General features: G+C 57.9%; 25 protein-coding genes and 1 pseudogene. 15 read left to right on the plus strand and 11 right to left on the minus strand.

The annotated features are described in order from the left end of the window. The first annotated feature begins 146 nt into the window (after positions 1 to 146). Positions 147 to 578, plus strand: coding sequence for a MucR family transcriptional regulator (locus H5P29_RS06685; RefSeq protein ID WP_246670929.1), 432 nt, complete (start codon positions 147 to 149; stop codon positions 576 to 578). A gap of 70 nt (positions 579 to 648) precedes the next feature. Here H5P29_RS06685 and H5P29_RS06690 read toward each other — a convergent pair whose 3' ends face one another. Then, a complete protein-coding gene (locus H5P29_RS06690; RefSeq protein WP_185910274.1) occupies positions 649 to 1,371 on the minus strand; it encodes a GGDEF domain-containing protein in 723 nt (240 codons plus the stop codon). A gap of 409 nt (positions 1,372 to 1,780) precedes the next feature. On the opposite strand from H5P29_RS06690, the gene H5P29_RS06695 reads away from it, so the two are divergent. Further along, the gene (locus H5P29_RS06695) at positions 1,781 to 2,224 is read left to right on the plus strand and encodes a hypothetical protein (protein ID WP_154387433.1); all 444 of its coding nucleotides are present in this window, start codon (positions 1,781 to 1,783) and stop codon (positions 2,222 to 2,224) included. Between the two features lie 922 nt (positions 2,225 to 3,146). Continuing rightward, positions 3,147 to 5,219 carry a bifunctional diguanylate cyclase/phosphodiesterase gene (locus tag H5P29_RS06700; RefSeq protein ID WP_154387434.1) on the plus strand — a complete coding sequence of 691 codons (2,073 nt, stop codon included), beginning with the start codon at positions 3,147 to 3,149 and terminating at the stop codon, positions 5,217 to 5,219. 72 nt (positions 5,220 to 5,291) lie between these two features. On the opposite strand, the gene H5P29_RS06705 is transcribed toward H5P29_RS06700, so the two are convergent. Further along, a complete protein-coding gene (locus H5P29_RS06705) occupies positions 5,292 to 6,143 on the minus strand; it encodes an IS3 family transposase (protein WP_154387435.1) in 852 nt (283 codons plus the stop codon). Next, on the minus strand, positions 6,140 to 6,502 hold the full coding sequence (locus H5P29_RS06710; RefSeq protein ID WP_154387445.1) for a transposase: 363 nt from the start codon (positions 6,500 to 6,502) through the stop codon (positions 6,140 to 6,142). The genes H5P29_RS06705 and H5P29_RS06710 overlap by 4 nt, the downstream gene beginning before the upstream one ends. Positions 6,503 to 6,694: 192 nt before the next feature. Between H5P29_RS06710 and H5P29_RS06715 the strand changes: the two genes are divergently transcribed. The 4 genes from H5P29_RS06715 (at position 6,695) to H5P29_RS06725 (ending at position 9,645) form a co-directional block, all read left to right on the plus strand. Beyond that, positions 6,695 to 7,021, plus strand: coding sequence for a DUF2604 domain-containing protein (locus tag H5P29_RS06715; RefSeq protein WP_246787025.1), 327 nt, complete (start codon positions 6,695 to 6,697; stop codon positions 7,019 to 7,021). Continuing rightward, positions 7,018 to 7,638 (plus strand): putative metal-binding protein, encoded by a 621-nt coding sequence (locus H5P29_RS32465; RefSeq protein WP_154387436.1) that lies wholly within the window; start codon positions 7,018 to 7,020, stop codon positions 7,636 to 7,638. The genes H5P29_RS06715 and H5P29_RS32465 overlap by 4 nt, the downstream gene beginning before the upstream one ends. A 191-nt stretch (positions 7,639 to 7,829) precedes the next feature. Further along, positions 7,830 to 8,123: a Mov34/MPN/PAD-1 family protein gene (locus H5P29_RS32470; RefSeq protein WP_246787026.1), complete on the plus strand. Its 294-nt coding sequence runs from the start codon at positions 7,830 to 7,832 to the stop codon at positions 8,121 to 8,123. 4 nt (positions 8,124 to 8,127) lie between these two features. After that, complete coding sequence (locus tag H5P29_RS06725; RefSeq protein ID WP_154387437.1) at positions 8,128 to 9,645, plus strand: E2 ligase fold family C protein; 1,518 nt, start codon at positions 8,128 to 8,130, stop codon at positions 9,643 to 9,645. A gap of 198 nt (positions 9,646 to 9,843) precedes the next feature. Here the strand turns inward: H5P29_RS06725 and H5P29_RS06730 are convergent, their stop codons facing one another. The 4 genes from H5P29_RS06730 to H5P29_RS06745 form a co-directional block, all read right to left on the minus strand. After that, entirely contained in the window at positions 9,844 to 10,074 is a 231-nt protein-coding gene (locus H5P29_RS06730; protein WP_154387438.1) for a hypothetical protein, read from the minus strand. Further along, the gene (locus H5P29_RS06735; protein WP_185910276.1) at positions 10,071 to 11,264 is read right to left on the minus strand and encodes an IS91 family transposase; all 1,194 of its coding nucleotides are present in this window, start codon (positions 11,262 to 11,264) and stop codon (positions 10,071 to 10,073) included. The genes H5P29_RS06730 and H5P29_RS06735 overlap by 4 nt, the downstream gene beginning before the upstream one ends. A gap of 3 nt (positions 11,265 to 11,267) precedes the next feature. Beyond that, complete coding sequence (locus tag H5P29_RS06740; protein WP_154387439.1) at positions 11,268 to 12,173, minus strand: site-specific integrase; 906 nt, start codon at positions 12,171 to 12,173, stop codon at positions 11,268 to 11,270. A 357-nt stretch (positions 12,174 to 12,530) separates the two neighbouring features. After that, positions 12,531 to 12,998 carry a MucR family transcriptional regulator gene (locus H5P29_RS06745; protein ID WP_154387440.1) on the minus strand — a complete coding sequence of 156 codons (468 nt, stop codon included), beginning with the start codon at positions 12,996 to 12,998 and terminating at the stop codon, positions 12,531 to 12,533. Between the two features lie 313 nt (positions 12,999 to 13,311). Between H5P29_RS06745 and H5P29_RS06750 the strand changes: the two genes are divergently transcribed. The 4 genes from H5P29_RS06750 (at position 13,312) to H5P29_RS06765 (ending at position 16,524) form a co-directional block, all read left to right on the plus strand. Then, positions 13,312 to 13,578: a hypothetical protein gene (locus H5P29_RS06750; RefSeq protein ID WP_154387441.1), complete on the plus strand. Its 267-nt coding sequence runs from the start codon at positions 13,312 to 13,314 to the stop codon at positions 13,576 to 13,578. 165 nt (positions 13,579 to 13,743) lie between these two features. Further along, on the plus strand, positions 13,744 to 14,184 hold the full coding sequence (locus H5P29_RS32475) for a DUF3489 domain-containing protein (RefSeq protein ID WP_246341055.1): 441 nt from the start codon (positions 13,744 to 13,746) through the stop codon (positions 14,182 to 14,184). 22 nt (positions 14,185 to 14,206) lie between these two features. Continuing rightward, positions 14,207 to 14,749, plus strand: coding sequence for a DUF2924 domain-containing protein (locus tag H5P29_RS06760; protein ID WP_185910277.1), 543 nt, complete (start codon positions 14,207 to 14,209; stop codon positions 14,747 to 14,749). 74 nt (positions 14,750 to 14,823) lie between these two features. Next, positions 14,824 to 16,524, plus strand: coding sequence for a recombinase family protein (locus tag H5P29_RS06765; protein WP_154387443.1), 1,701 nt, complete (start codon positions 14,824 to 14,826; stop codon positions 16,522 to 16,524). A gap of 1,144 nt (positions 16,525 to 17,668) precedes the next feature. Here the strand turns inward: H5P29_RS06765 and H5P29_RS06770 are convergent. Continuing rightward, a complete protein-coding gene (locus H5P29_RS06770; RefSeq protein WP_185910270.1) occupies positions 17,669 to 17,932 on the minus strand; it encodes a DUF4242 domain-containing protein in 264 nt (87 codons plus the stop codon). A gap of 148 nt (positions 17,933 to 18,080) precedes the next feature. On the opposite strand from H5P29_RS06770, the gene H5P29_RS06775 reads away from it, so the two are divergent. Beyond that, positions 18,081 to 18,953, plus strand: a complete 873-nt coding sequence (locus tag H5P29_RS06775) for a LysR family transcriptional regulator (RefSeq protein ID WP_159097857.1) — start codon at positions 18,081 to 18,083, stop codon at positions 18,951 to 18,953. A 582-nt stretch (positions 18,954 to 19,535) separates the two neighbouring features. Here the strand turns inward: H5P29_RS06775 and H5P29_RS06780 are convergent. From H5P29_RS06780 to H5P29_RS06790, 3 genes are all read right to left on the minus strand, one after another. Next, positions 19,536 to 20,756: an ABC transporter permease gene (locus H5P29_RS06780; protein WP_185910278.1), complete on the minus strand. Its 1,221-nt coding sequence runs from the start codon at positions 20,754 to 20,756 to the stop codon at positions 19,536 to 19,538. 168 nt (positions 20,757 to 20,924) lie between these two features. Further along, complete coding sequence (locus H5P29_RS06785) at positions 20,925 to 21,668, minus strand: ABC transporter ATP-binding protein (protein ID WP_154387627.1); 744 nt, start codon at positions 21,666 to 21,668, stop codon at positions 20,925 to 20,927. A 2-nt stretch (positions 21,669 to 21,670) separates the two neighbouring features. Next, the gene (locus tag H5P29_RS06790; RefSeq protein WP_154387626.1) at positions 21,671 to 23,044 is read right to left on the minus strand and encodes an efflux RND transporter periplasmic adaptor subunit; all 1,374 of its coding nucleotides are present in this window, start codon (positions 23,042 to 23,044) and stop codon (positions 21,671 to 21,673) included. Between the two features lie 451 nt (positions 23,045 to 23,495). On the opposite strand from H5P29_RS06790, the gene H5P29_RS06795 reads away from it, so the two are divergent. From H5P29_RS06795 to H5P29_RS06805, 3 genes and pseudogenes are all read left to right on the plus strand, one after another. After that, positions 23,496 to 23,750: a hypothetical protein gene (locus H5P29_RS06795; RefSeq protein ID WP_154387625.1), complete on the plus strand. Its 255-nt coding sequence runs from the start codon at positions 23,496 to 23,498 to the stop codon at positions 23,748 to 23,750. Positions 23,751 to 23,865: 115 nt separating this feature from the next. Beyond that, entirely contained in the window at positions 23,866 to 24,114 is a 249-nt protein-coding gene (locus tag H5P29_RS06800) for a DUF680 domain-containing protein (protein ID WP_154387586.1), read from the plus strand. Between the two features lie 141 nt (positions 24,115 to 24,255). After that, positions 24,256 to 24,841, plus strand: a pseudogene (locus tag H5P29_RS06805) (SMC-Scp complex subunit ScpB); the annotation flags it as partial. Between the last annotated feature and the right edge of the window lie 183 nt (positions 24,842 to 25,024).

The following is a 25,024-nucleotide window of genomic DNA, read 5'->3' on the forward strand; positions in this document are numbered from 1 at the left end:
ACCACCCGTAGCGAGTAGCACGACGAAATACACGCCAAGGTATTTATTGCGCGCAGTTATGCAACCCTGATTGCATCTTGCCCCTGGGGAAAGCATCGTATAGGCCATTTCATCACATAAAAATAAAAGGGAACAAAATAATGGAAATGCTATCTGCTAGGCTTGTAGAAGCTATTTCTCCTGTACAATTCACTGCGAGAGTTGTTTCCGCATATTTATCAAATAATGCTGTACCTTTAGATGAAGTTGGCAATCTTATAGGAATTATTCACAAATCTTTTGTTGAAATAAATTCGCCGAGAGGACCATCTTCCAACCCTCGATTTTTACGGCCTGCGGTACCGATTGAGATCTCCGTGACGGGAGACTATATTATTTGCTTGGAAGATGGGCGTAAGTTTAAATCTATTAAAAATCACATCGAGACAAACTACAAACTAACTCCGGGGGAATATCGGGCAAAGTGGGGGCTTCCTGCCGATTATCCCATGGTCGCACCCAATTATTCAGCACTGCGCTCTCGGATGGCTAAGGAATTGGGGCTCGGCCGCAAGACCAAACCGGCACTGGTGAGATAGCACCACGACAAATGCTCCTGCTCCCAACATCGCCTAACAGCAACACCTCTGGTCCACTTACCGGGAAAGGCTATGCCAATTTGTAGGTGAATGAGACACGGTTTCGTCCCTGCTGCTTTGCCTCATATAAGCATCGAGCGGCTTGACGCAGGCTCTGTGCTGTATCGACAGAGCCCCGCATTTCGGCGCCGCCTATGCTGACTGTCGTCCTGATGCTTCCGCGATCGCTTTTCATCCAGCGAATTGTCTCGACCTGCCGTCTGATCATCTCCGCCCGCAACATCGCACTGTCCTTGTCGACGCCACGCAGGATGACGCCAAACTCTGTCCCTCCAGTTCGGCCCACAACATCGCTGGGGCGAGTAGCATACAGAAGAGCCTTGGCTATCCGATTTAAGGCCTCGTCGCCTTTGGCATGGCCGTGCTGGTCATTGATCTTTGTAAAATCGTCGGCATCAATCAGGAGCAGCATGTCATATTCTTCGTCTCGGCCCACACGAGCCAGGTGACCAATGAAGGCCTCTCGGTTCAGGAGTCCGGTCGCCGGATCATGGCTTGTCGAATAGTTGAGTTTTTCGTGGGTCTCGCTCAATGCCGCATGGGATCTCGCGAGCGCCTCACTGGCTTCCTTGTACATCTCAGACTGATGAAAAATATACGAGGCGACTGGCATTGCGATGACAATAGGGATCACGATGCACTCTACCCAACTGAGCCAGTCGATCGGCATTCCTAGGGCTAGTCGGCTAGAGAATGAAAGTGCAAAAGTGGAAACAACCGCAATCGCGGTCACGACGGCTGCTTTTGCGAGGATGAGATTGCGCCGAGTCATTTCTTTAAACTAGGACAAGCTCATTAAAGCATCCCTTATGAAAGGGCAAAAATGATAGGCCAACGGTTAGCATCATAGCCCCCGTTCCTGTCTTGCCACTTTGGGAAGCTGCACGTTGCGGGATGGTAAATGGGGCTGCTCATATCCGGCCCTTCGAGTTTTGCGGGATCTTCGGCCGACCCATACTCGACGGCGCGAGGTTGAGGTCGCGATCAGGCAATTACGTCTGGGTGTGCGGTTTGGTATTTGGAGAATTTTATTAAACTACGTCACTATCCACACGCAAGAATTTAAAGGTTATGAAATACAGTATGAAAACCGCCATTTGTCGAAGCGCTTAAGACTACTAGCGCAGTAGGAGGAAGCAAGCATGGCCAATGCGTCGGCAGCTTCTAAAAAAATGTTGTTTGGAACCATCGTCCTGCTGCTACTCAGCGGAGCAGCCACGGCAGCAGACACAAGTGTCGGCAGCAGACGTGACGCGCCTAGCGTCAACACCCCAAGCACAGACTTGCCGCCTGCCAGCAAAATCAAACGCTGCAACGCGGTACTTGCAAACCCGCAGGCCTTTGAAATTGACCTTCATGAACTTTGCAAGCTCTTACGTTCTCTCACAAAGCCAAATCGATTGCGGCAGCCGTTAGTCGAGTTTACCAAAGCCATGGGGTTTAGCGGCTGCGGTGTGGTGAGGGTCGCCGGGGCCGACGGCCACGCCGTTCAACTTGCGCTTCGCAAGGACAGTAGTCGAGTTTTGCCCTGTCGAAACCAAGTGGCGGTACAGTCATTCCCAAGTTCGGCGCTTTCGCCAGCCTGATACAGATTGTTGGCTCGCCATATCAGAATCGAAGGCCGGCCTGAGGGCGCCTTGATTGGCCAAACTAGCTCGTGTTCGCAGTAACGATAAGTGCGACAGCAAGTCGAGACGATCCTTGGATGAAGAGCAGCCAGGGAAGTATCCGGGCAACGGCCAGCATAGGCGGTGCTGAGATGCGAGGCGCGACAATTCAGCCGCCCGATGTCCATACGAGGCAAAACTGCAGGGTCCGAAACCAAGACTCGTTTACCCTACATCGGAATGCGTTTCGAGAGCGGGCGCGGGAGGATTGCATAATGGGGATCGGGGTCGAACACACGTTGAGGGAACCGACAGCTACGAAGTGATTGCCATCTACGTTTAGAACACTTCCCCACAAGCGCCTTGCTACCTCCTGCAGAACTGCGCTGCCGCTCGCAGCGGGCTCGCCGCCAATGTGGGCAACTTGATCAAGCGTCTGGTTGGCGCGCGTGTTGCCACTGCCAGCGAAAACGTCACCAAGGTTTTCGCTGATGCGGTAGTCGCCCAAGAACACGCCGACGCTGTCCAGAGACAGGGTCAGTCTGCCGTCAAACATCGTATTCTATGGGACCAAGAAGTATCCGACTGCGGCAATGTTGGACTAAGTCCTGCGGGACTCCCCGGATAACCGTTAATTCACCGTATCGAACCGTTGCAGCGGAACTGTTTTTACGTTTTGGAACTGAAGGCTGGTGTTCGCGTTAGTGCATTGTGAGAGGTGTCCGAGCGCGGTTCAAATCTACTTGGGCTTGGCCAGTGATCGCTCCTGGGTCCGTTCGCGTTGATAAAGGGAGCAACTTTATCTGGTCCAAATTTGTCATCACTGCTACCCCAGAGTGGGCACATCAAATCAGAACGTTAAGTTTTTTCCGTCGAGCACTTATCCGAGGGGCTTGATGTCATGGATATCGCTGCCGCCCTAATCTATTGGGTAATCATCGCCCTCTGGGTGGCGGTCTTCGCGACACTATGCGTTGCATACATACGAAATCCGCGGACCTTCGGCACCGTTAGGCTCCTGGTCGCGGTGTTGCTCCTCGATACAGTTCGAAATATTGCCGAAAATCTCTTTTTCGGGCTGTACTTTGGGAGTGTCTACGGGGTTTTGCCAGACTCGTTCGCGACCCTTCTGGGTAACCCGAGCTATCTTATACTGCCGAAAGTCGCGAACGTAGTCGCCGCGTGTGTCGTGCTGTGGCTGCTGACGCTCCGCTGGTTGCCTCTGGCATCCAAGGAGCGGGCCCAGGCCGAATTCGAAATTCAGCGCCGGTCAGATGCGCTCGCTCAGCAGTCTATTGAAAGGCAGCGGCTGTTCGAGACTTCGCTCGACCTGATCCTCGTTATGGATCGTCGTGGAAAGCTCGTGCGCGTCAGCCCGAGTTCAATCAATACGATCGGTTACAGTCCGGAGGAGATGATTGGCAGCCTAGGCGGAGACTTCGTACTGCCGGCTGACCTGTACAACACCAGCCGTGAAATGAGCCGTGCGCGCCGCGGACGTAACGTGCGCAATTTCAGCTGTAGATATGTTCACCATGAAGGTCACACGGTGCCGTTTTCTTGGTCCGGCGTCTGGTCGGAAGCTGACCAGCGCTACTACTTCATCGGCCGCGATACGACCGAGCGAAAAGCTGCCGAGGAGAGACTTCGACAATTGGCTCTCTTCGATCAATTGACCGGGCTGCCCAACCGCGTGAGCCTACAAGAAGATCTCGAAGCACTACTGTCCAAAGCCGGTGGTCGTCTGATATCGCTGGCGAAGTTCGACATCGACGGTTTCAGAAACACAAACGATACGCTCGGACGTTTAGTCGGCGATGCGCTTCTGAGGTCGGTCGCGCAACGCTTGACCGACATTGGCGTTGGAGCAAGCATCTACCGATCCGGCGGCGACGAGTTTGCCGTGATTGGCCCGGATTGCGACGATCCGGCTGTCGTCACCAAGGTTCTGGAACAAATGCAGGGCCAACTGAGGGAGCAGTTTAACATCGATGGCCACATCGTTTTCATTTCGGCCAGCGTCGGGGTGGCAATCGCACCGACAGACGGGACGAGCGCAGACGAACTAATCGCGAACGCCGGTTTGGCTCTCCACGATGCCAAGGCAGCCGGCCGACAGACCCGACGGTTTTATATACCACAGCTGCGAGCCAAGGCGCAGGCGCGTCGAAACCTTGACCTTGAGCTTCGTAGGGCCTGCGGCAATGGCGAGTTCACTCTTCACTTTCAGCCCCAGTTCCGAGCTGACAACAGGACCGTCAGCGGCGCCGAAGCATTGATCCGTTGGCGTCATCCCCAAAAGGGCCTGCTCTTGCCCGGAGCCTTCGTTGATGCATTAGCGGAAAGCGCCACTGCGCCAGAGGTAGGACGATGGATATTAACCACGGCTTGCAAGTCCGCCGTTGTCTGGCGCTCGATGCATCTACCCCGGATTGCCGTCAACCTTTTTCCGGCTCAGTTCCGCTGCGGCACTTTACTCCGGGACGTCGATCATGCTCTCGATGAAAGCGGGTTGCCGCCGCAGGCATTGGAGCTTGAGATCACCGAGAACATTGCACTCGATCTCGATGATTCCATCCTTGTCCCGCTAAAGCGGTTGCGCGCGAAAGGCATCGGTATCGCGTTCGATGATTTCGGGACGGGATATGCATCTTTGAGTTATCTCACCCGGTACCCACTCACCAAGATCAAGATCGATCGCAGCTTCATTCGGAAGATCCAGCCGAACAGTAGTCTGGAAGACACCGCAATTGTCCGTTCGATAATCACCATGGCAACCAACCTCGGCCTCGAGGTGACAGCAGAGGGTGTGGAAACCGTTGCACAAGAGGCTTTTCTGAGATCGCAAGGTTGTCATGAATTGCAGGGCTTCCTCCTTTCCAAGCCGCTCTCCGAGGACAGCTTCGAAGCATTCCTACGGACGCTCAACCTGGCCTCAGAGGATCGGCAGCCCCCTGTTCGCACGCGTATGTGACACCAGGGCAGCGCCCTGAAGAACTGATGGTTCGATCGCCCCTTTTCTTCGAAGACTTTCTATGGGGCATACCTACTGGAGTAAGCTGGAGTGAACCCCGCGGGCTGGACCAGGCGAGGACGCCAAACTAAGCCGCCTCTGAGCGAGTTGAATTTCAAATTCCTCTGGTGTTCGATAGCCAAGGGCGGAATGCAGCCGTTTCGAATTGTAGACCTCTTCGATGAACCTGGGCAATCGTTCGGCCACATCGGCAAAGCTGTCATATCCAGCCGCGTAGACGTCCTCGACCTTCAAAGTCTTCATGAAGCTCTCTGCCTGCGCATTGTGGTAGGGGTTGCCGATTGCGCTCATGGAGCCGCGCAGTCCAGCGGCTTCGAGTGCTCTTCGGTAGGTCTCGGATGCGTATTGGCACCCACGATCGGTGTGATGAATGCAACCTGATGGCGGTCTCCTGCTTGTCAGAGCGGAGCGCAAGGCTGCGAGTGCCAATGGCGTGTCCAGCCGTCGGGACAAGGCGTAGCCGACAACCTTGCGGCTGCAAGCATCGAGAATGACGGCCAGATAACAGAAGCCGGTGGCAATTCGGATGTATGTGAAATCGGCAACCCAAACCATATCGGGCTGATCCGGGATCATATTGCGGTAGAGGTTGGGGCAGATCGGGGAATCGTGACTGCTGTCGGTCGTGCGGACATAGCGCCTCCGCGGCTTGATTCCCAAGCCTGCCTCCCTCATCACCCGCGCAACCCGCTTATGGTTGACCACGTGCCCGCGGCGGCCAAGCTCGTGGGTCACCCGTCGATAGCCATAGCAAGGCAATTCATCCTGGATGTCCTCGATGAGGGTGACGAGCTCCGTGTCCGAGAGTTTGGTCGATTTGGCCTTGGCGCGATAGTAGAAGGTGCTCCTCGGCAGATCGATCACTTCACACCCCCGTCTGATGGAACAGGCCGCGAGCCGGTGACGATGAAGGATCTGTCGCTGTCGCCGGCGGTCGGCTGGCGCGGCGTTTTTTTGGCAAGATCCAGTTCCATCGTGAGCTGGCCGACCTTGCGCTCAAGAGCTGCGATGCGCGCCTCATATTCTGCGATGACGCTGGCTTCGGCTTCCTCGTCATTCAGTTCGCCTCGGTCGAACTGTGTCAGCCAAAGCTGGATGAGATTTGCCGAAACGTTATACGTGTGTTGGGCATCACGGCGCCCGATCACGCCGCTGCGGATGTCCTGGCAAAGCTGCAATTTGAATCGCGTCGAATGCCGACGGTATGGACCTCGTGACTTCATGAGCCTTCCTCGTTCAAGGCCCATCGAGCGTATCAGTCTTTCGGGTCCTCGTGGTCCAGCCAGCGGGGTTCACTCCAGTGCCGGGTCAGTTCTCAGTGGCAATCAACATACTCACCTTACCGCATGGTGCGACCTCCACCCATGAAACGAATCCGGTCAACTTGGACCAATACTTCTGATAATGTGCGATTCGTGTTCACCGAAAGTAAGCAGATGGCAAAATCTCCAAAGACTGAAATTGAACCGACTGCCAAGCCAACGGCGTCGAAGAACAAGATAACGCTGACGATCGTGGTCAATGGCGAACCGGTTTCGGTGGAAGCCAACGTCAATGCGCCGCTTCACACCGTGATCGCCAAGGCCCTCACCGACTCCGGCAATGTTGGGCAGCCTCCCGAGAATTGGGAACTCAAGGATGAGGGCGGTACGGTTCTTGATGGCAGCAAGAAGGTCGAGGATCTTGGCATTGTCGATGGCCAAAGGTTGTTCCTCAGCCTTAAGGCTGGTGCCGCGGGTTGATCGACGGCCAATACGTCAACGAGGCCGTTTCTCGACGCAAGTTTGACCGAGAAATTGTGCGATATCGCCAGCTTGAAGAAACCTACCGGCAACGCGGGTGGTTCCTGGTGGACGCCACCTTCCCCGTCGTCACGGTGCTATTTGCCGCCGTGAAGGTGACGCCAAGGATCTTGGTTTGTGGGGTTCGGCTCGATTTCACGAACTATGATCTTGTTCCGCCCTCAGTGACCTTCATCGATCCGGCAACAGGGAAGGCCCTTCCGCTCAAGAGCTTGGGATTCCAAATGCTTCGGCTCAACGGGGTAGGGGAAGCTTCTCCCGATACCGTCGCCACCTTGGCGCAGCAGCAGCAGTTGTCTTATCAGCCGCTGCTTCAGGCCCACGATCCTGAAGATGTACCGTTCGTGTGCCTCCCCGGCGTCCGGGAGTATCACGATCATCCCGCTCATACAGGTGACTCATGGCTGTTGCATCGTCGCTCTGGCGAAGGCTCGTTGCACTTTATTCTCGAGCAAATTTGGGCCAGCGGGATAAATCCGATCCAGTCGGTGAACTACCAGATACAACAGATGACCTTCGCCGGGTTCAACGTGAACCTCGCAGCGCTGCCAAGGTAGGCGGACTCGCGGCCGCTAAGCGTTTTGTAGTGCCGCGCGTCGCCCTGGATGACGTCCACTCGCACCTGCTTGACGTAGGGCGGTTGGGATATGAGGGCCTGGGACTTTGGGTTGGCCAAGTAGCCGACGACACGGCGACGGTAGAGAGGGCCCTGATCCCGGAGCAACGGCTCATACGAGGGCCAGACGGCGTGGGCGTTTACGTCGACGGAAACGAACTGCACCGCATCAATGTGTGGCTCTTTGACCATGGCCTGCGCATCCTTGCGCAAATACACAGCCATCCGACCGACGCCTACCACTCAGATACCGACGACGATAACGCGCTTGCGACGGCGGCCGGCTCCCTGTCGCTGGTAGTGCCGGATTTCGCAAGGGGGCCGGCCGACCTGTCTCGCACGGCTGTCTATAGGCTTGATCAGCGGGGATTGTGGACGCATGTGCCGCCGGCAGATGTGGGCCGGTTGATCGAGATCGTGGGGTGAGGTCATGTCGCTTGCAAGTTATTTCGGCCGCACCGCCACGGCGGCTTCCCAGGTGCTGCAGGCTTTCGACGCCAGAACCTTCGAAGGACTGCTCAACGGCCTGGTTATCGGGATCGCCTTTGGCGACGACGCATGTTCGTCCGAAGGACGGGCAAACCTCGATCTTCTCGTCAGGCTGGTATCGCGCTTCTACCCAACCATCTGCCTGCTTCCTGCGGGGGAGCAGTCGAAGAAGCTGGCCAGAAGCCTGGGGTCGCTGGCACGTTCGATCAACGGCCAGATTACGATCCTGCCCCGAAAGTCGGCCAAGATCACGCAGTGCCTAGTAATCGGATCGGCAGACCCCCAAGTCTCGTGTCCCAAGCTGTACGCGGGGTCAGACGGCTGGCTCGCCAGATTTTCACCCAACCACCCCATGGCTTCGGGCACAAGCGACAATATGTTTGGCGCTGGGGCCGCCGCGTGTATCGCAGCGGCCAACCTTTTCCGGCTGGTCTTCTCGGGGCAGCTTGGCGGCGTCGGAATGGACGGCGACGTCACGTTCTCGCTCTTTGATTATCTTCCCGGCTCAAACGCCAATCCGCCGCTTGCTAACGCCACCATGCTTGACGACATGCATCTGCTTGGCGTGGGGGCGATTGGCAATGGCACTCTGTGGGCGCTCGCCCGGGTAGAAGGACTCCAGGGCCGCTTGTCGGTTGTCGACGCGGAGGAACTGGACCAAAGCAACCTGCAACGCTACGTCATGGCGCTTGAGCGGGACGTGGGGCAAAGCAAGGTCAAGCTTGCCCGCCGATACCTGAAGGGCCAAAGCGCCGTTGTCGTAGAAGGCCAAGGCGTCAAGTGGCAAACATTGGCGGCGATGGGCTCCCTGCGAAATGTCGCAGTGGCGCTCGATACAGCCGCCGACCGTATCGCCGTCCAGGCTGCGCTGCCGCGTCGGATCGTCAATTCATGGACGCAGCGCGGTGACCTTGGGGTGTCGCACCACGACTTCGGTGGCGAAATGGCCTGCTTGGCATGTCTATACCTACCAAACGGTGTTACGCCCAGCGAAGACCAGGTAGTCGCGCAGGCCCTGGGCCTTGAGGACCGGATCATGGACGTGGTGCGGCCGATGCTTCACAACGGAGCGCCGGTGACGCCGGATCTCATGCGCGAGATCGCGGGTAGGCTGACGGTCCCGCCGGAGCCGCTCTTGCCTTTTGTCGGTCAGCCGCTTCGCAATTTTTATCAGGGGACGATTTGCGGTGGCGTCGTCTTCGAGCTTACGGGAGGCGGCAGGCCGGTGCAGGTCGAAATACCGATGGCGTTCCAGTCGGCCATGGCAGGCGTCATGCTTGCGGCAGAGATCGTGAAGGGCGCAGGCGGCAATACTCCAGCCTGGACCACCGCAAAACTCAACCTGCAGCGTAAGATGCCCAGAGACGTGATCACCGAACGCCGCAGGAAAGATCAGCTCGGGCGCTGTATCTGTCAGGATTCAGACTACACTGAGGCCTACGGGACTTTGTACCCCTAAGAGGTCCGGCATCGGCGACGCCCACCGACGTTTTCGCTATCGGCCCGGCTACGGTTCCTTCGGGTGCCGTAGCGAAAGCAATGTCCGCTTTCAGGAACTCGGAAGGGCCTGCCGAACGACTGGAATGGTGAAGGGTTTCGGGTGCCAGCCGGCGTACGAAAGCCTCTCATGCAGGAACCCGCGGGCCACAGTCGATGTCTATGGGGATTTCGATTTTCGGCTGATGTCGGCGATGGCGTAACCGTCTCGCGGAAGCGCCGTAATCGACACGAGCGGACCGCTCCATGAAGTTTGTGCGCGGCTTTCCAGGCTCGGCGTGCAGCCGGACACATCTCTGTCGGTGTCGATGGTCACCATGTGCGTGTGCAGATCCGCTACCGGAGACTGAGTGCCAGCGGTTTGAAGGTTGAGCATGCCATGCCAAATCATGGATGGTTCTCCGGGTTCGCCGTGGTTGTGTCTGGCGGTGCGCGCGGCTGCCTCCATCGTTCGAACGCCTCGATGACGATCATGCGTCCGCCGCAGCACGGGCATGACGGGCGGAATTCGTCCGGTTCGTCCTGGGCATCGTCATCGGGAGGTGGGGCAACGCAAAGCAGTTCGCGGGCGCGTGCGATGCGGTTCTTCCGAGTCGAGCCGGCGAGCAGGCCGTAATGACGGATGCGGTGGAAGCCGCGCGGCAGGACATGGAGCAGGAAGCGGCGAATGAACTCATCAGTCGCGAGCGTCATGACCTGCTGCCGGTCGGTGCCGTTGCGACGATAATCTTTGTAGCGGAAGGTGACGCCGCTCTCGTCGAAGTTGATCAGCCGGCGGTTCGAGAGCGAGACCCGGTGCGTGTAGCGCGATAAATAGGCGAGCACGGCCTCCGGTCCCCCGAACGGTGCCTTGGCGTAAACAACCCAGCGCTTCTTCCCGACGGGAGCCAAGTGGTGCAGGAAGGCCCGCCGTTCGGCGAGGTACGCCATCGACCCAAAGAAGGCGAGCCGGCCGGCGTCGTGCAGCGCGATCAGCCGTGCGAGGAAGAGCCGGCGGAAGAGCTTGCCGAGCACGCGCACGGGAAGAAGGAAGGCCGGGCGCGACGAGATCCAGCGGCTCCCGTCCGGCGCGATGCCGCCGCCTGGTACGATCATGTGGACATGCGGGTGGTGGGTCATCGCCGAGCCCCAGGTGTGGAGCACAGCGGTTATGCCGATGCGCGCGCCGAGGTGCCTCGGATCGGCCGCGATGGTCAGCATGGTCTCCGATGCCGCCTTGAACAGCAGGTCGTAGACTAGCGCCTTGTTCTGGAAGGCGATGTCGGCGACCTCGGCGGGCAGCGTGAACACGACATGGAAGTAGCCGACCGGCAGTAGGTCAGCCTCCCGCTCGGCAAGCCAGGCGCGCGCGGCCGCACCCTGGCACTTCGGACAGTGCCGGTTGCGGCAGCTATTGTAAGCGATCCGCCACTGGCCGCAGTCCTCGCAGGCTTCGACATGACCACCAAGAGCTGTGGTGCGGCAGTGCTCGATCGCCGACATGACCTTGAGCTGGGTGAGGCCCAGGTGTCTGGCATGGGCGGCCCGGTAGGCAGGACCGGCGGCACGGAAGATGTCGGCGACCTCCAGGTCTGCGCGCACGGATCAGCCGGGCTGCGTCTTGCCTTCCATCAGTGCCATGAGCCGGTCGAGTGGCCCGGCGACCGCGTGGATCGTCCGGGTCGAGACCTTGGTGTAGAGCGCGGTCGTATCGAGCTTGCTGTGGCCGAGCAGCACCTGGATGACGCGGATGTCGACGTCTTGTTCGAGCAGATGGGTGGCGAAGCTGTGCCGCAGCGTGTGCGGGCTGACGCGCTTGCGGATGCCGGCGACTTCGGCTGCCTCCTGAACCGCGCGGTGCAGTTGCCGCGAAGAGATCGGATCGGTGCAGCTGCGCCCGGGGAACAGCCAGCCATGCGGGAGCATCACCCCGCGCCGCTTGCCTTCGCGCCACCACAGCCGCAGCAGTTCCAGCAGCTGCGGCGAGAGCATAGCGTTGCGATCCTTGCGACCCTTGCCCTGTTCAACGCGGATCAGCATGCGCGTGCTGTCGATGTCGTCGACCTTGAGATGAGCGACCTCGGACACACGAAGACCAGCGCCATAAGCGGCGCCGAGCGCGGCCTTGTACTTGATGCCTGGTGCTGCTTCGAGCAGCCGGGCGGCTTCCTCCACGCTCAGCACGTCGGGTAGCTTGCGCTGATACCGGGTGATCACCAGCGCACGCGCGAGATCCCGCCGCTTCAGCGTCACCAGGAACAGGAACCGCAGTGCGGAGACCCCACCGTTTATCGTCGCAGGGCCGACGCCGTTTTCATGCTGATACAGCTGGAAGCGGCGGATGTCCTCGGACGTCGCGGAATCGGGAGAGCGTCGGAGGAAGACTGCGAAGCGCCGGACGTGACGAACGTAGTCCTGCTGGGTATGGGAGCCCAGGCCGCGCATGAGCATGTCTTGCTGCATGCGCTGGCGAAGCGGCGTGGTCGGTGCATTGGTCAACAGGGTATCCATGGCGAGTTCCTCTCGTTGAAGGGAACTCCATGGTCAGGCCGCAGCTTCTACCCGCTCAAGGCCCATGCCTGTCGCGTCATCTCAGAACGAGGCGACCTCCCGCGAAGCGGGTTAGTGCATGGAGGCGCAAAGCTGTCGTGCAGAACCTGAAGGCGCCTCATCTGGATTATGAATGGTTCAACGGAAGTCCACGTCGGGGTGCAGGGGTTAGGATATCCTCCGACTGCACAAATGCTCGCTTTAAGAAGTCGCCGTCGGACACCGACGCTGGCAATCGACGTCCCTTGCCCTTGATAATGGCGCGAAGCACGTCCCGACCCTAGTAGCCAGTCAGATCGCTCGTTGGCAGCGCGCGTATCACTTGCTCTTTGCGGTGCGGCTCGCCTTGGCAGGAGCTTTCTTATTCTTGGCCGGCTTCCGCCCGAGTCCCAGCTGTTTGGCAAGTTCGGAGCGCGCCGCTGAGTAATTGGGAGCCACCATCGGGTAGTCGCTCGGGAGACCCCACTTGGCGCGATAGTCTGCCGGCGTCATGCCATACTTGGACATCAGATGGCGTTTGATGGATTTGTATTTCTGGCCGTCCTCGAGTGAGATCATGTAATCCGGAGTGACGGACTTCTTAATGGGGACAGCTGGCTTCTGGACTTCGGTTGGTCCGGCTGGTTCGGTGCTCGAACCAGTGGACAATGCCTGAACTGACTGATGCACCTGGTTGATCAGACCAGCGAGTTCGGCGGCGGGCACAGGATTGTTCGATACGTAGGCAGCAACAATATCTGCAGTTAGGGGCAGCAGAAGCGTGGATTCGGCAATTTTGTCAGACATGGCCAGCCTTAATGAATAATGTTTGAGGGGTCACCACTGCTGTCTAATAGAAGCTACTGATGTCGGCAACTGAAAATGAGCCAAAGATTTTCTGAATAACACAATATTCTCCGTATGACGGTGTCATTCGCAAAATACAGCTGATGTGAGCTGATGGAGCGTATTTTTGCGCATGCTGCTTAACTCCAATATGTGCGACTGAGGGTACCTATCCTTAGGTGTCAGAATTTGTTCTGCACATTTGGTCATCTCCCGCTGGACTTCCAGGCAACAGCAAGCATGTGTGGTGTCGAACGCAATGGCGGAGGCATTCATGCCGAAGGAAGAAGTAAAGACCCAGCTGAAGGATGACGGCGATGCCCGCCTCCGAGCAGTTCTGTCTGGAATCGAGCCGGAACTGCGACGGCTCAATGCGGTGATCTCAAATCTGACGGTCCTGGCGGTTGCACAAGACAACATTGAGCCGACAGCGCTTACCGTGCTGGCAGAGGTCGGCAGCGACGCAATTGGACGGGCATCGAGCAGTTGGCGAGATGCCTTCGACCTTGTGCATGCAGCGCAGCGCCGATCGGCAACCTGAGTGGACTTCCAGACCAAAGCAAGCATGGTTGCTTAAGACGGGGTGAGGCTTTTGCCCCGATGAGATGAGAGGCCACCCCGCCCAAAAGTTCTTCGCCCGCCAGATGCGGGCTTCCGTCAGTACCGGCGCCGAATGGTTCGGCGCTGTGATTTGCGGAGAAAGACTATGGCCATTTCCAAAACTTCGACCTCGGATGCAGTCGAGTTTAAGCGGGCAGAGGCTGCCAGTGACGTTATGATGGGTGAGGCAGGCGCGGGCGCTGCAAGCGACCCGGGCGCCGCTGCGAAACCGGCTCCGAAGAGCAAAGCACAGGTCGTGCGTGGGAAGACGATGCCGAAGGGCGCGCCTACATCCGAGACGTCAGTGACCAAGGTCAAGAAGACTCGGCCAACCGAGACCAAGGCAGAGATGGTGCTGAAGAAGCTACGGCTGACCAAGGGCGCGACGCTCCATCAGCTCATCGACGCCACCGGTTGGCAGGCCCATTCGGTGCGCGGCTTTCTCTCCGGAACCGTGAAGAAGAAACTCGGTCTGAACCTTATCAGCGAGACTAGCAAAGACGGCTTGCGCCGGTATCGCATCAATGACGCCGCCGCGGTGGTCTGACGCCATGAGAGCGGATGGCAACTTGGAGCAGGAGCTTGCGGAACTGGAAACCCTCTCGCGGGACGAACTTAGCGCTCGTTGGCAAAAGCAGTATGGCTCCTTGCCCCCGACCAGTGTGCGCCGCGAGCTCCTGATCCGGTCGGCCGCCTGGCATCTCCAGGCCAAACGTCTCGGCAGCTACTCCGCCGAGACGCGCCGCCGCCTCAAGTTCGCCATGGCGGACGTTAGTAAGACCTTGGCCGATCGCCGCGCCAATCAGCTCGCCCAGAAAACTGATGGTACCCAAGCTACCGTGCCTCTTGCCAGCACAAGTCGCCGTGAACAGCCGTTGGCGGCGGCTGGAGCCAAAACGGGCAGTGGAAGCTTATCGAAACCGAAGCGCCGCGATGCACAGCCGGGCGCAAGGTTGATACGCGACTGGAACGGCCGAACACATGTCGTCGACGTGATCGAAGGTGGTTATGTCTTCGAGGGTAAGCTCTACTCCTCGCTGACCGCAATTACCCGCAAGATCACTGGAACCCACTGGTCGGGACCAAGGTTTTTCGGACTGGTGACACGATGAGTGCGGCTTCAAGACGGTCACACAGTTACGGAAATGGCAGCACCCGGCAGCCATCGGATGAAGCCAGGCTGGGTATGTCGAAGCTGCGCTGTGCGATCTACACCCGCAAATCGAGTGAGGAAGGTCTCGATCAGGAGTTCAACTCACTCGATGCTCAACGTGAAGCATGTGCCGCTTTCATCGCCTCGCAAGTTGGGCTTGGCTGGAAACTGGTCGCTGACCGATATGATGATGGTGGCATCTCGGGCGGTACGATGGAACGACCGGCATTGCAGCGGCTGCTCCAGGATATCCGCGATCGCAAGATAGATGTCGTGGTGGTCTACAAGATCGACCGACTGACCCGCTCTCTGATGGATTTCTCGCGCATCGTCGAGATATTCGACGACAGCAATGTCTCGTTCGTCTCCGTCACCCAACAGTTTAACACGACCACCTCAATGGGCAGGCTCACGCTTAACGTGCTCCTGTCCTTTGCCCAGTTTGAACGCGAGGTCACTGCCGAGCGCATCCGTGACAAGATCGCCGCCTCCAAGAAGAAGGGCATGTGGATGGGAGGTACTGTGCCACTGGGCTATGCGGTGCAGCAGAGAAAGTTGGTCATCAGACAGCCGGAAGCCGGATTCGTGCGCGGCCTGTTCGAACGCTATGTGCAACTTCGGTCGGTGCCGGCGCTTGTAGCTGAGGTAAACAGGCAGGCGATCGGCCAAGCGGCCAGCGCGGTCGGTGCCGTTCCTTTTACCCGCCGGATGCATGCAGGCATGGTCTACAAGATGCTGGCCAATCCGCTCTACACTGGCAAGCTGCGTCATCTCGGCAACATCTACGACGGTGAACACCAACCCATCGTCGACAATGAGTTGTTCGACAAGGTCCAAGAATTGATGGCACTAGGGGCCGTCCGAGCGAAGGGTTCGTCCGTTCATCCCGATACGCATTTGCTGTCAGGGATTGTCTTTGACGAAACTGGAGACCGGCTGCGGCCAACCCATGCGACCAATCGTGGCAAGCGCTATCGCTACTACATCTCGAGCCGACTCCTGCCGAAGGATCGTCGTGATGAGGGCGGCTGGCGCGTTTCGGCTTCGGAGCTGGAAAACGTCGTCCGCTCCTTCGCAAGGAGGCTACTGTCTGATCAGATCAAGCTCTCGGAGTGGATTGCTGCTGATATCGCGCCAGACATGGTTCTTTCAGGCTTGAGCGGCGCATCACAGATAGCCGACCGCTTGGCGTCCTGCCAAACGAATGTCCAGGCAAAGGCCATTCTGCAGATGTTGTTCAAACGGATCACACTCTCTGCAACGGAGATCTGCTTTGACATCGACCGTGCTGCCTTGATCCGAATGCTGATCGACGTCAGCGTTCAAACTGAATTGGTTGAGGCCAGCGCGACAGATCCCAGTACCGTTACCATAGAAACCATCGTCGTTCCGATCGTATTCAAGCGACGCGGTATTGAAGCGCGACTCATCCTGGATCCCGAAAATGCTCCAGCGCGGCAACCGGCCGCGCCGCTTGTAGCCCTCATTGCCAAGGCCCAACTCTACCTTGCAATGCTCACCGAGCGAGCCGGAATCACGCTCGTCGAAATCGCCGATCACTTCGACGTGCATCCGGCCGAGATTAGTCGCCTATTACCGCTGGCATTCCTCTCGCCGCAGCTTACCAATGAGATCTTGACGGGCTTGCAACCCGTCGAGCTGTCCGCACGTATTTTGGCGCGGCTGGATCTATCGATGGATTGGTCAGCGCAGGCCGCTCAGCTTCGCAGCTAACTCCAGCAACACGCTGTTCAAGCTCACAGTTATGCCTGCATCCTTGGGATGCAGGCATAATCATTTGTCCGGCGAATTGGTCACGGAAAACGGCCACAGAGACGGCGCCCGCAATTGCCCCAGAATTGCCGGTCTCAGGGCCCGGTGAGACCAGCCCTTGGGTCTCTCTCTGCGCTAAGCCACGGAAAAGTCGAGGTAATTCTGAGCGAGGGGAGAAGTGGTGGTTTGCCAATATTCCGCTGGTGGTGTGCGCAGTCTCTCGCGAACGGGCCTCAACCGACGATTAGCCTGATAGCACCCCAAATTCAGGGAATTTCGTCACGTTTCAGGTGCTTCATCGGTTCTGTGCGACGAATTGTTGAGGCAGCGCAGAGGTTTACGTCGCAATTCCCTATGAAACGGAACAGGGAATGTCTTTCAGCCTAGTAGGGAATTTCGGTATCCGTGCAGGGTAGGCGGCGTAACCGTCGGATCACCTAAGCGACTGGAAACGTCACGAACCTAAGCCATCACTGCTGCAATGCATCAAGGCGGCTGATCTTGGGTACCTCAACCCACAATGACCAGCGCAGCCCAAGAGAGGAGACTTCGGGTTGATATTGACCCCAACGACCCTCGCATGGTGCTTGTGACTGAGCCCGCCCGATTGAGCACGCCCAGAAAAGGCCCTTCACTTCGGCAAGGTATGACGCCCCTATGCGTGGCGCTTTCCTGTGCAGCGTCAGAGTAAGGCCGCCGCTCAGGGACGATCCCGAGCCATGGCTGTAGAAGGTGTCATCGTTCAATCTGTTGAAGAAGCGCCTGCGCACCTGATCGATCCGAGGGTCCGGTACGGCGACAGCGACTCTCTGGATGCTGGAGTGGACCCCGTTTCGCCGGACAGCCGGCGGTTGGGTTTAAGCACTGAGACGGATGAGCTCGCGCGGTGATTTGAAGTTCAGTCCAAAGCGCGAGCGGGTTTCACAGTACCAATCTGGCAGCAAGGCCAGCGCCGCAATCAACGCTTGCGGGCTCGCTCGCCGCACGCACTTCCTTCACGATCCGGCCCGTCGACTTATGCCAAAAGCAAAACGCCGCCGGGGAACAAAACGGCAACGTTGGGTAGGCGGAGTTGCGCTCGCCCTTTGTAAGGCGGCCTCATCGGTCACGGTGTAAGATCAAGTGCCGGGACGATCTTGTGGTAGGGCAGGCCTGCATCGTCGTTCAGACGTTTAACGTCGGCATCGGAATTGGCGTCGAAGAGGCACATGCAGCGGCCGTCCTCGGGCGCAAAGGTTGAGCGAAGATACTTGATCTCCGTGCCTGCGGCTGACATCTCAGTTGCCTTGCTGATCGCAGCTTTCTGCGCGCCACCAAGGGCTTCCATGCTGATCCCTTTGAGATCCCGTTCCACCATATAGACGCTCATCTCGTCCTCCTCTTTTCATGCGGGGAGAGCAGACCACGATCAGGGCCCGCTGGGAACGACTTGTTTTCTATCGATCCATAACCGACGGCTATGGATCGGTATGGTATCATCCTGTTCCGAGGAGCTCTGGGAGGGGTCAACCGTGGAGATGTCTCAGGTCCGGTATGTGCTGGCGGCCATAGAAGCTTTGAACTTCACCAAGGCGGCCGCCCAATGCAATGTGTCGCAGCCCGCCCTGACCAAGGCGATAAAGACCCTCGAAGATGAACTTGGCGCGGCCTTGTTCCACCGGGAAGGAAAGCGTGTTCTCCTGAGTGAGTTCGGTCGGTCGCTTCTCCCGCATTTGCAACACATCAAGCAGGAGGCGGAAGCGGCCCGGACTCTCGCCGACAATTTCAGGCTTCTAGATCAGGTGCCCATTCGCCTTGGCATCATGTCAACCATCGGCCATGTGAAGCTGTCGCGATTTCTCGCCCGGTTCCAGAAGGAATTCCACGGAGTAGACCTTGAGGTCAGCGAAGGAAAAGTTGGCGATCTGAAAAGCCGTCTCGAAAGCGGCGAACTCGATCTGGCCGTCCTCAATCCTCTCGACGGCCTTGGCGATTTCTTCCGCGTCCAAGAGCTCTACAAGGAACGCTATGTCGTCATATTCCCGCCCGACCATCGGCTATCGGCCGTTGACGCCATCCGGTTGAGCGACCTCTCCGACGAACCGTATGTTGATCGCCTGTCATGCGAGATGCGAGACATGGTGATGGATGTTTGTCGACAGACCAATGTGAACCTGTACGCCCGTTTTCGCTCTGAGCGCGAAGACTGGGTGCAATCGATGGTGCTCGCCAGAATTGGCTTCGCCTTCATGCCGGAATACTCCGTCACGTTGCCCGAACTTCTGCAGCGTCCGCTTGTCGAGCCGTCGGTGACGCGGACCATTTCCCTTGTAACCGTGCCGGGAAGGCAATTCAGTCCGGCCACCGCAGCAATGGTTCGCGCTGCCCAGAAATACGATTGGCCGGGTTGAATCGACGATGTCGGCGATCTGGGCTAAGCCGCGAGGCGGACATAGTTGCTCGGCTTTTTCATCGAGACCGGATGCGCCCTATACGACGGGAAGTTATCTGCTTGCTATTTTCACTCACGGCGGATGCCATTGTCAGAGTGCCACCGATGGTTCTTGCGGCGCCAGCGCCGATGTCGTGGACGATTGCGGAACCCGGCCAAGTCAGCAGCGTCGGCCAGTGAAATCGTCGTGGGACGATGGGGGTTACTCAACCGCAGCTAAGCGAGCAGGCGTTCCCTTCAGGTGCCTCTCGTTGGACTGCCGCAAATGTTAGGATTTCGTCCTCATGGACGGTTATCGGTGTGACGCCAGGCCCAGCCAAGATCAAATAGCCGCCGTTAAGTCGGTGGGTCACTTCAAGCCGCACAAGGACATGGTCGCCTGCGCTAACGGGTCGTTCACTCATTGATGCCGCTCTGGCTTAACGCCCCCGCGAAAACCGACCTAAGCATTGTTCCCAAAAACTAAGAGAAACACAATGGCCAACCATCTGATTGGCTGGGCCCTCTCAACAGGCCGACAAACGGTCGGCAGGCCACTCGATTACTCATGGCGAAGTGCTTCAACCGGCTCAAGCCGAGCTGCTCTGGATGCCGGATACCATCCGAAGAACAAACCGACCGAGGCGGAGAAAACGATGGCGAGCACCGGCGCGTTGAGCCCAATGAAAATGGGCCATCCGGCGAGTCGGCCTGCTGCAATGGCGATCCCGGCGCCTAGAACGAGGCCTATCAACCCTCCGAGCAGGCAGAGCGTAATGGCTTCCATCAGGAACTGGGTTCGTATGTCCTTGCGTCGCGCGCCCATGGCAAGCCGGATTCCGACCTCGCGAGTGCGTTCGGTGACCGAGACCAGCATGATGTTCATGATGCTGATGCCGCCAACGAGCAGGGACACCGATGCGATCGAAGCCAGCAGCCAGGCAAATGTCGTTGTCGTGGCGTTGCGCAGTGCCATAGCCTCTGCCGGATTGATAACAATGAAATCACTGTCGCGATCCGACCCTAGGCGGTGGTGCTGGCGCAGCAGTGCTTGGATTTGAGCAACCGCCGGTCCGACTTTTTCTTCACTTACTATCTTGGCAAGAATGTAGGCAACAGACTGGCGGTCGCCATCGTCGCCGCCCCCGAAGAGCCGCCTCTTTGCGGTGGAAATCGGAACAAATACGACGTCGTCTTGGTTTGTCCCCGCACCGGACTGGCCTTTGGCCGCTAGAACACCGATGACCTGAAAAGGTGCATTCAGAATCCGGACTTCGGCTCCAATTGGATTGCCTCCCTGAAACAGCTCTTGGGCGACCGTGTGTCCGATTAACACGACCTTGTCAGCACTACTTTCTTCTTTGCTGGAGAATTGTCGTCCAGCCGAAAGTGGCCAATCACGGACCACAAAATAGTCTACGGTCGTACCATTGACGGTTGTGCTCCAGTTTCTATTGCCACGTACGATCTGAGCGTGGCCGCGAACCGAAGGCGCGGCTGCCCGCACGGGGGGGAGCCCGGCAATGCCTCGGGCGTCGGGCTCGGTCAGAGTGCCCAGGCGGGCACCGCCGCCGCTTTGGCCTGCGATCGGCTCGATCACCAAGACATTCGCCCCGAATGATCGGATCTGTTCTTCGACTTGTGCTTTTGCGCCCGATCCCAGCGCGACCATCGCGATGACCGAGGCCACCCCGACAACGATGCCGAGCATGGTGAGAAAGCTGCGCAGCCTGTTCACCCAAAGCGCCCTGCGCGCGATGCGAAACCCCTCCCACCAGTTCAAGTCACTGCTCCTGCTAACAGGGGACGCCTGACCTGATCGAGATTCTCCCGGTCAAGTGAGCTTGAATGAGCAACTGTCCATGATCCCAAAAAGCGGGGGACAGCCATCGTCTGCCTTGCTACCTACCCGTGCACGCACTCGAACGCTCTCCAGTCACTACTTGAGGAACTAACCGAAGCCGGTCACGCCCCATCCACGTAATTTGCGCCCAGTCGGCCCGGTCAGCAAGCGATCAGGTACGTCCTGGTCGCCGATGATCGTGCCGTCTTGCAGCCTTATGATGCGTGACGCATGACTTCCGACGATGTCGTCATGCGTCACCATGATGATGGTACGTCCCTGCTCATTGAGATGCTGGAGGAGCGCCATGATTTCGTTGCCCGTCCGGCTATCAAGCGCTCCAGTGGGCTCGTCTGCAAGGATTAGCGCGGGGTCTGTTACGAGCGCCCGGGCGATTGCTATGCGCTGCTGCTCGCCACCTGAGAGCTGCAGCGGCCATCGTTGTGCTTTGTCAGAAAGCCCCACCTTGTCCAATGCTTCCGCCGCACGCAGCTCACGCTCGCGTCTACGCACGCCCGCGTAAACGAGGGGCAGTTCTACATTCTCCAAAGCCGTGTTGCGGCCCAGCAAATTATATGACTGGAACACGAAGCCGATCCGACAATTCCGCAACCGCGCTGCGTGATCGGGCGACAGGTTCGCAGTATGCTCGCCCGCAAAAATCAGGCTGCCGGATGTTGGTCGGTCAAGTAAACCGATGATATTCATGAGCGTCGATTTACCGGAGCCCGAAGGTCCCATGATCGCCACAAACTCACCATCCATCAGATCGAATGACGCGTCGCGCAGGGCAACGGTAGTGGTGCTATCATGGTCGTAGCTCCGCGAGAGGGAAATGGCTTTGAGGAGCATGTTCAGAACCCAAGCCGGAAGCCGAACAATCGGTCTCGCGCTGCCTCTTCCGCTTCGCCTACGACGATTTGGTCCCCTTCCTTCAGGTCTCCGACGACCAATGCGGCATAGCTCCCATCATCGTCACCAAGTACGACGCTTACCGGGACAGCAATCCGGGTCCCGTCAAGCGTCCACACAGTAGTCTGCACCCCATTGTTGCCGTTGCCGGGGGAGAGCTCCTTTGACCCATCAGCCACACTTGGCGCAAAGCGCAAAGCGGTCATCGGTATGCGGAGGACATCCCTGGCTTGCGATGTGACGACATGGACGGTTGCGGTCATCCCCGGAAGCAAAAGTGCTCCAGGATTGGTGGTCCCAAGAACGACAGTATAAGTAACAACGTTTTGCGTGACCTGCGGAGCCTTGCGAATGTCACGTACCATCGCGGAAAAACGCCGATCCGGATAGGCATCGACAGAGAACTGAGCCGCTTGGCCAACACGTATCTTGCCGATGTCCGACTCGTCCACGCGTGCATAGATGTCCATGCGCTGAAGGTCGCCAGCAATGGTGAACAAGACGGGAGCTTCGAGGCTTGCCGCCACCGTCTGACCCTCACTGACATTCCGACCGACGACGGTACCGTCGATAGGGGAACGAATTGTCGTGCGCTCAAGGTCAATCTCCATCGAGTCCTCGATAGCCTCCCTCTGACGCACGGTTTCAAGTGCGCTATCGAGTTCGGCTTGCGACCGTTCCAAATCAACCGCTGCTCCGGCCACAACCAGTTCGTGCGCGGCTACAATTTCCTCCGCCTCCCGCATTTCAGCAGCTGCTGAATCCCGTGCCGCGCGTGCCAGTTCGGTCTGACTTTTGGATGTGTTGCCCATTTTCCGAAGCGAAGTGGACCGTTCGAATGTGTTGCCTGTGACCTCGGATTGCGCTCGGGCATTGTCCAGTCGGGCCATGAGAACTGCCCGCTGTGCCTCAGCGTTGCGAAGGTCGATCCGGGCGCGTTCCAATCTAGAGCGTTGGATTTTTACGGCGGCCTCAGCGACAGCAGTTGAGGCTTTGGATTCTGCGAGGCGTGCCTCAAAACTCTTGCGATCGAGTTGCGCCAGCGCTTGTCCAGCTTTTACGTTGGTATTGAAATCGACGAAAAGACGCGCAACTTGTCCGGAAAGCTGCGTCCCCACCTCCACCGTGACGAAGGCATTCAGTGTTCCGGTCGTGGACACGGTTTGCACCACGTCGCCTCGTTCGACGGGTGCCGTCATGTAGCGCGTCGCGGCTGCGGCCTCCCGCCAAGGAGGCCATCCGACACTGCTTCCCATGCCATACACGGCCCCGGCACCCAGAAGCACGACGGCGACGGATCCGACCAGCTTTCTCATTTGAGCTCACATTTGCCGGACAAAACAGCGCGGTACCGCCATTTTGCGTCAAGCTGCTACATGTCGACTTCCATTTGAGGTGTCGCCCATCCGAGCACACTATTCCAATGCGAGGCGCGTTTCCATAACGAGCGGTTGCGGAAGGTAGAGAAATTCAGGAGACGATCACCGTCTTTAAGGCATAAAATACGAATACGCGAAAGTAAATTGATCTATGTCATCGAAATAACATGACCCAATTGGGGGATGTCACTGTCTTTTAGATCAATCTAACGATCTAGATAACAAAGAATCAATCGATTCGATGCGTCACGGATTCTTGAAAACTCTTGAAAATGCCGCTTAGTGGGCGTTAATTCTGCGTCGTTTCCGGTGACTTGTATCAGCGCGATTGCGAATGTGAATTCGGAATCGGCCGGAGACCTATTGGCTGTAAAGTGAGATGGAGGAAATGATGAAGAAGCTGACAAATACACTTCTCGCAACTGCCCTCGCACTTTCCATGGGCAGCACTTTTGCGCTGGCCTTCAATGCAGATGATACCAATCCTAATAACGACCAAGGCCAAGCGAAGGCAATCGCAAATTGCGTCGACAACATTGCCAAACAGAATGCAAATGGCCAGACGGGTTCCAACACCGGCAGCGCTAATGACAAGAAGCAGCTTAATACTGCCGTCACGAATTGTGATCAGTTCTGGAGCTGAACTTAGCTGTGATCTGCCCCCGGAGTTAGCCAACTCCTGAGAGGTTTAGATATCCAACGCAACGCACGCAGGGGGGCAGCGCCCCCCTGATCTGTTTATGCGCAAGGAGATGACAATGCGACGGACTATTCTGGCACTCGCGGCGCTCGCTGCGACGAGCGATTTTGCGCTGGCAAACGACACCAACAAGACGACGCACGAACCCACGGTGTGCAGCCAAACCGTATCCAGCAAAAAGCTCGACTGCGGTTCGACGGGCTCGATCAGGGACGATCGCGGCCCGGCAACCACCAACTCCATCGGCGCGAAAGAGCCGCGGATCGGTATCGACATCAACCCGTGGATCGTACCGACGTTCAACTGAACTTAGTTTCAGGGTTCAGAAGGGCACTATGGTTCGCAGTTGCGGATTGCGCCTGCACCATAGTCGCCTCGTCGCTAATCCCGAGGAAGCCCGGCGATCGGGTGAAGACAAACCGCCGGGATGCCATCTGTTTGAACGGGTGGGGCGGCGGAGAAGGGCTTTGAGCGACAGGCTCCGCCACTATTAAAGGTAGAATCAGCGCCCCCAGAAGTTCGTTGGCGCGAATGGATGAACCGCGTCGAGGCGACCATCTTCGCGGCGAGCGAACCCGTTCCGCGCGAGGTTCTTGCGCGCATCGTCGGCAAGCAGCTGACGCGGCCGGCCTACGCCGACGCCATTCGCACCGGCGCCGATGAACGCACAATAGACCTCTCGCAGTCGGAGGCGTTGGTGCTGATGTGCGTGGCGTATTTCCAGCCGATCCACTCGCGCCGAGCTCTCCGCTTTCTTCGGCAAGGAGATCAGCCGTGATCTGATCGGCACGTTGCGCAGATGCGGCTTTATCGCCTCCGGACCGCGCTGCCCGACGCCGGGAGCGCCCTACACCTATGTCACGACGAAAGAATTCCTGCTTGAGTTCGGGCTCGACACGTTGCGCGATCTGCCGGATTTTGAAGCGCTTGAGGATGCGGGACTGCTGTCTAAGGAAGAGCTGTTGGCTGGCGACATCCTGCTGGAGTTGGCCGGCGGTGACGCATCGCAAATTGGCATAGAGGTCGATGAATAGGTCCGGCGCAACTCCGCCGTTGAGCATTCAAGTGCCGTCAGCGTGGGATTGCCTTCATTTTATGAGTGACATTCATGAAACCTATCGGATTTGTTCATCCAATATCGTTCGGCTACTGATGCAGACTTGGAAGGATGTCATATGAAACGCATAGCCACAGCTGCTATCATGGCCGGGCTTACC

Source organism: Aminobacter sp. MDW-2 (assembly GCF_014250155.1).
GTDB classification, from domain to species: domain Bacteria; phylum Pseudomonadota; class Alphaproteobacteria; order Rhizobiales; family Rhizobiaceae; genus Aminobacter; species Aminobacter ciceronei.

Bases quoted from the DNA above. Each gene is read 5' to 3' on its own strand.
- H5P29_RS06685 (WP_246670929.1), top strand. From the start codon at position 147: ATGCTATCTGCTAGGCTTGTAGAAGCTATTTCTCCTGTACAATTCACT.
- H5P29_RS06695 (WP_154387433.1), top strand. From the start codon at position 1,781: ATGGCCAATGCGTCGGCAGCTTCTAAAAAAATGTTGTTTGGAACCATC.
- H5P29_RS06700 (WP_154387434.1), top strand. From the start codon at position 3,147: ATGGATATCGCTGCCGCCCTAATCTATTGGGTAATCATCGCCCTCTGG.
- H5P29_RS06710 (WP_154387445.1), bottom strand. From the start codon at position 6,502: ATGAAGTCACGAGGTCCATACCGTCGGCATTCGACGCGATTCAAATTG.
- H5P29_RS06725 (WP_154387437.1), top strand. From the start codon at position 8,128: ATGTCGCTTGCAAGTTATTTCGGCCGCACCGCCACGGCGGCTTCCCAG.
- H5P29_RS06730 (WP_154387438.1), bottom strand. From the start codon at position 10,074: ATGATTTGGCATGGCATGCTCAACCTTCAAACCGCTGGCACTCAGTCT.
- H5P29_RS06740 (WP_154387439.1), bottom strand. From the start codon at position 12,173: ATGGATACCCTGTTGACCAATGCACCGACCACGCCGCTTCGCCAGCGC.
- H5P29_RS06745 (WP_154387440.1), bottom strand. From the start codon at position 12,998: ATGTCTGACAAAATTGCCGAATCCACGCTTCTGCTGCCCCTAACTGCA.
- H5P29_RS06750 (WP_154387441.1), top strand. From the start codon at position 13,312: ATGCCGAAGGAAGAAGTAAAGACCCAGCTGAAGGATGACGGCGATGCC.
- H5P29_RS32475 (WP_246341055.1), top strand. From the start codon at position 13,744: ATGGCCATTTCCAAAACTTCGACCTCGGATGCAGTCGAGTTTAAGCGG.
- H5P29_RS06765 (WP_154387443.1), top strand. From the start codon at position 14,824: ATGTCGAAGCTGCGCTGTGCGATCTACACCCGCAAATCGAGTGAGGAA.
- H5P29_RS06770 (WP_185910270.1), bottom strand. From the start codon at position 17,932: ATGAGCGTCTATATGGTGGAACGGGATCTCAAAGGGATCAGCATGGAA.
- H5P29_RS06775 (WP_159097857.1), top strand. From the start codon at position 18,081: ATGTCTCAGGTCCGGTATGTGCTGGCGGCCATAGAAGCTTTGAACTTC.
- H5P29_RS06785 (WP_154387627.1), bottom strand. From the start codon at position 21,668: ATGCTCCTCAAAGCCATTTCCCTCTCGCGGAGCTACGACCATGATAGC.
- H5P29_RS06790 (WP_154387626.1), bottom strand. From the start codon at position 23,044: ATGAGAAAGCTGGTCGGATCCGTCGCCGTCGTGCTTCTGGGTGCCGGG.
- H5P29_RS06795 (WP_154387625.1), top strand. From the start codon at position 23,496: ATGATGAAGAAGCTGACAAATACACTTCTCGCAACTGCCCTCGCACTT.
- H5P29_RS06800 (WP_154387586.1), top strand. From the start codon at position 23,866: ATGCGACGGACTATTCTGGCACTCGCGGCGCTCGCTGCGACGAGCGAT.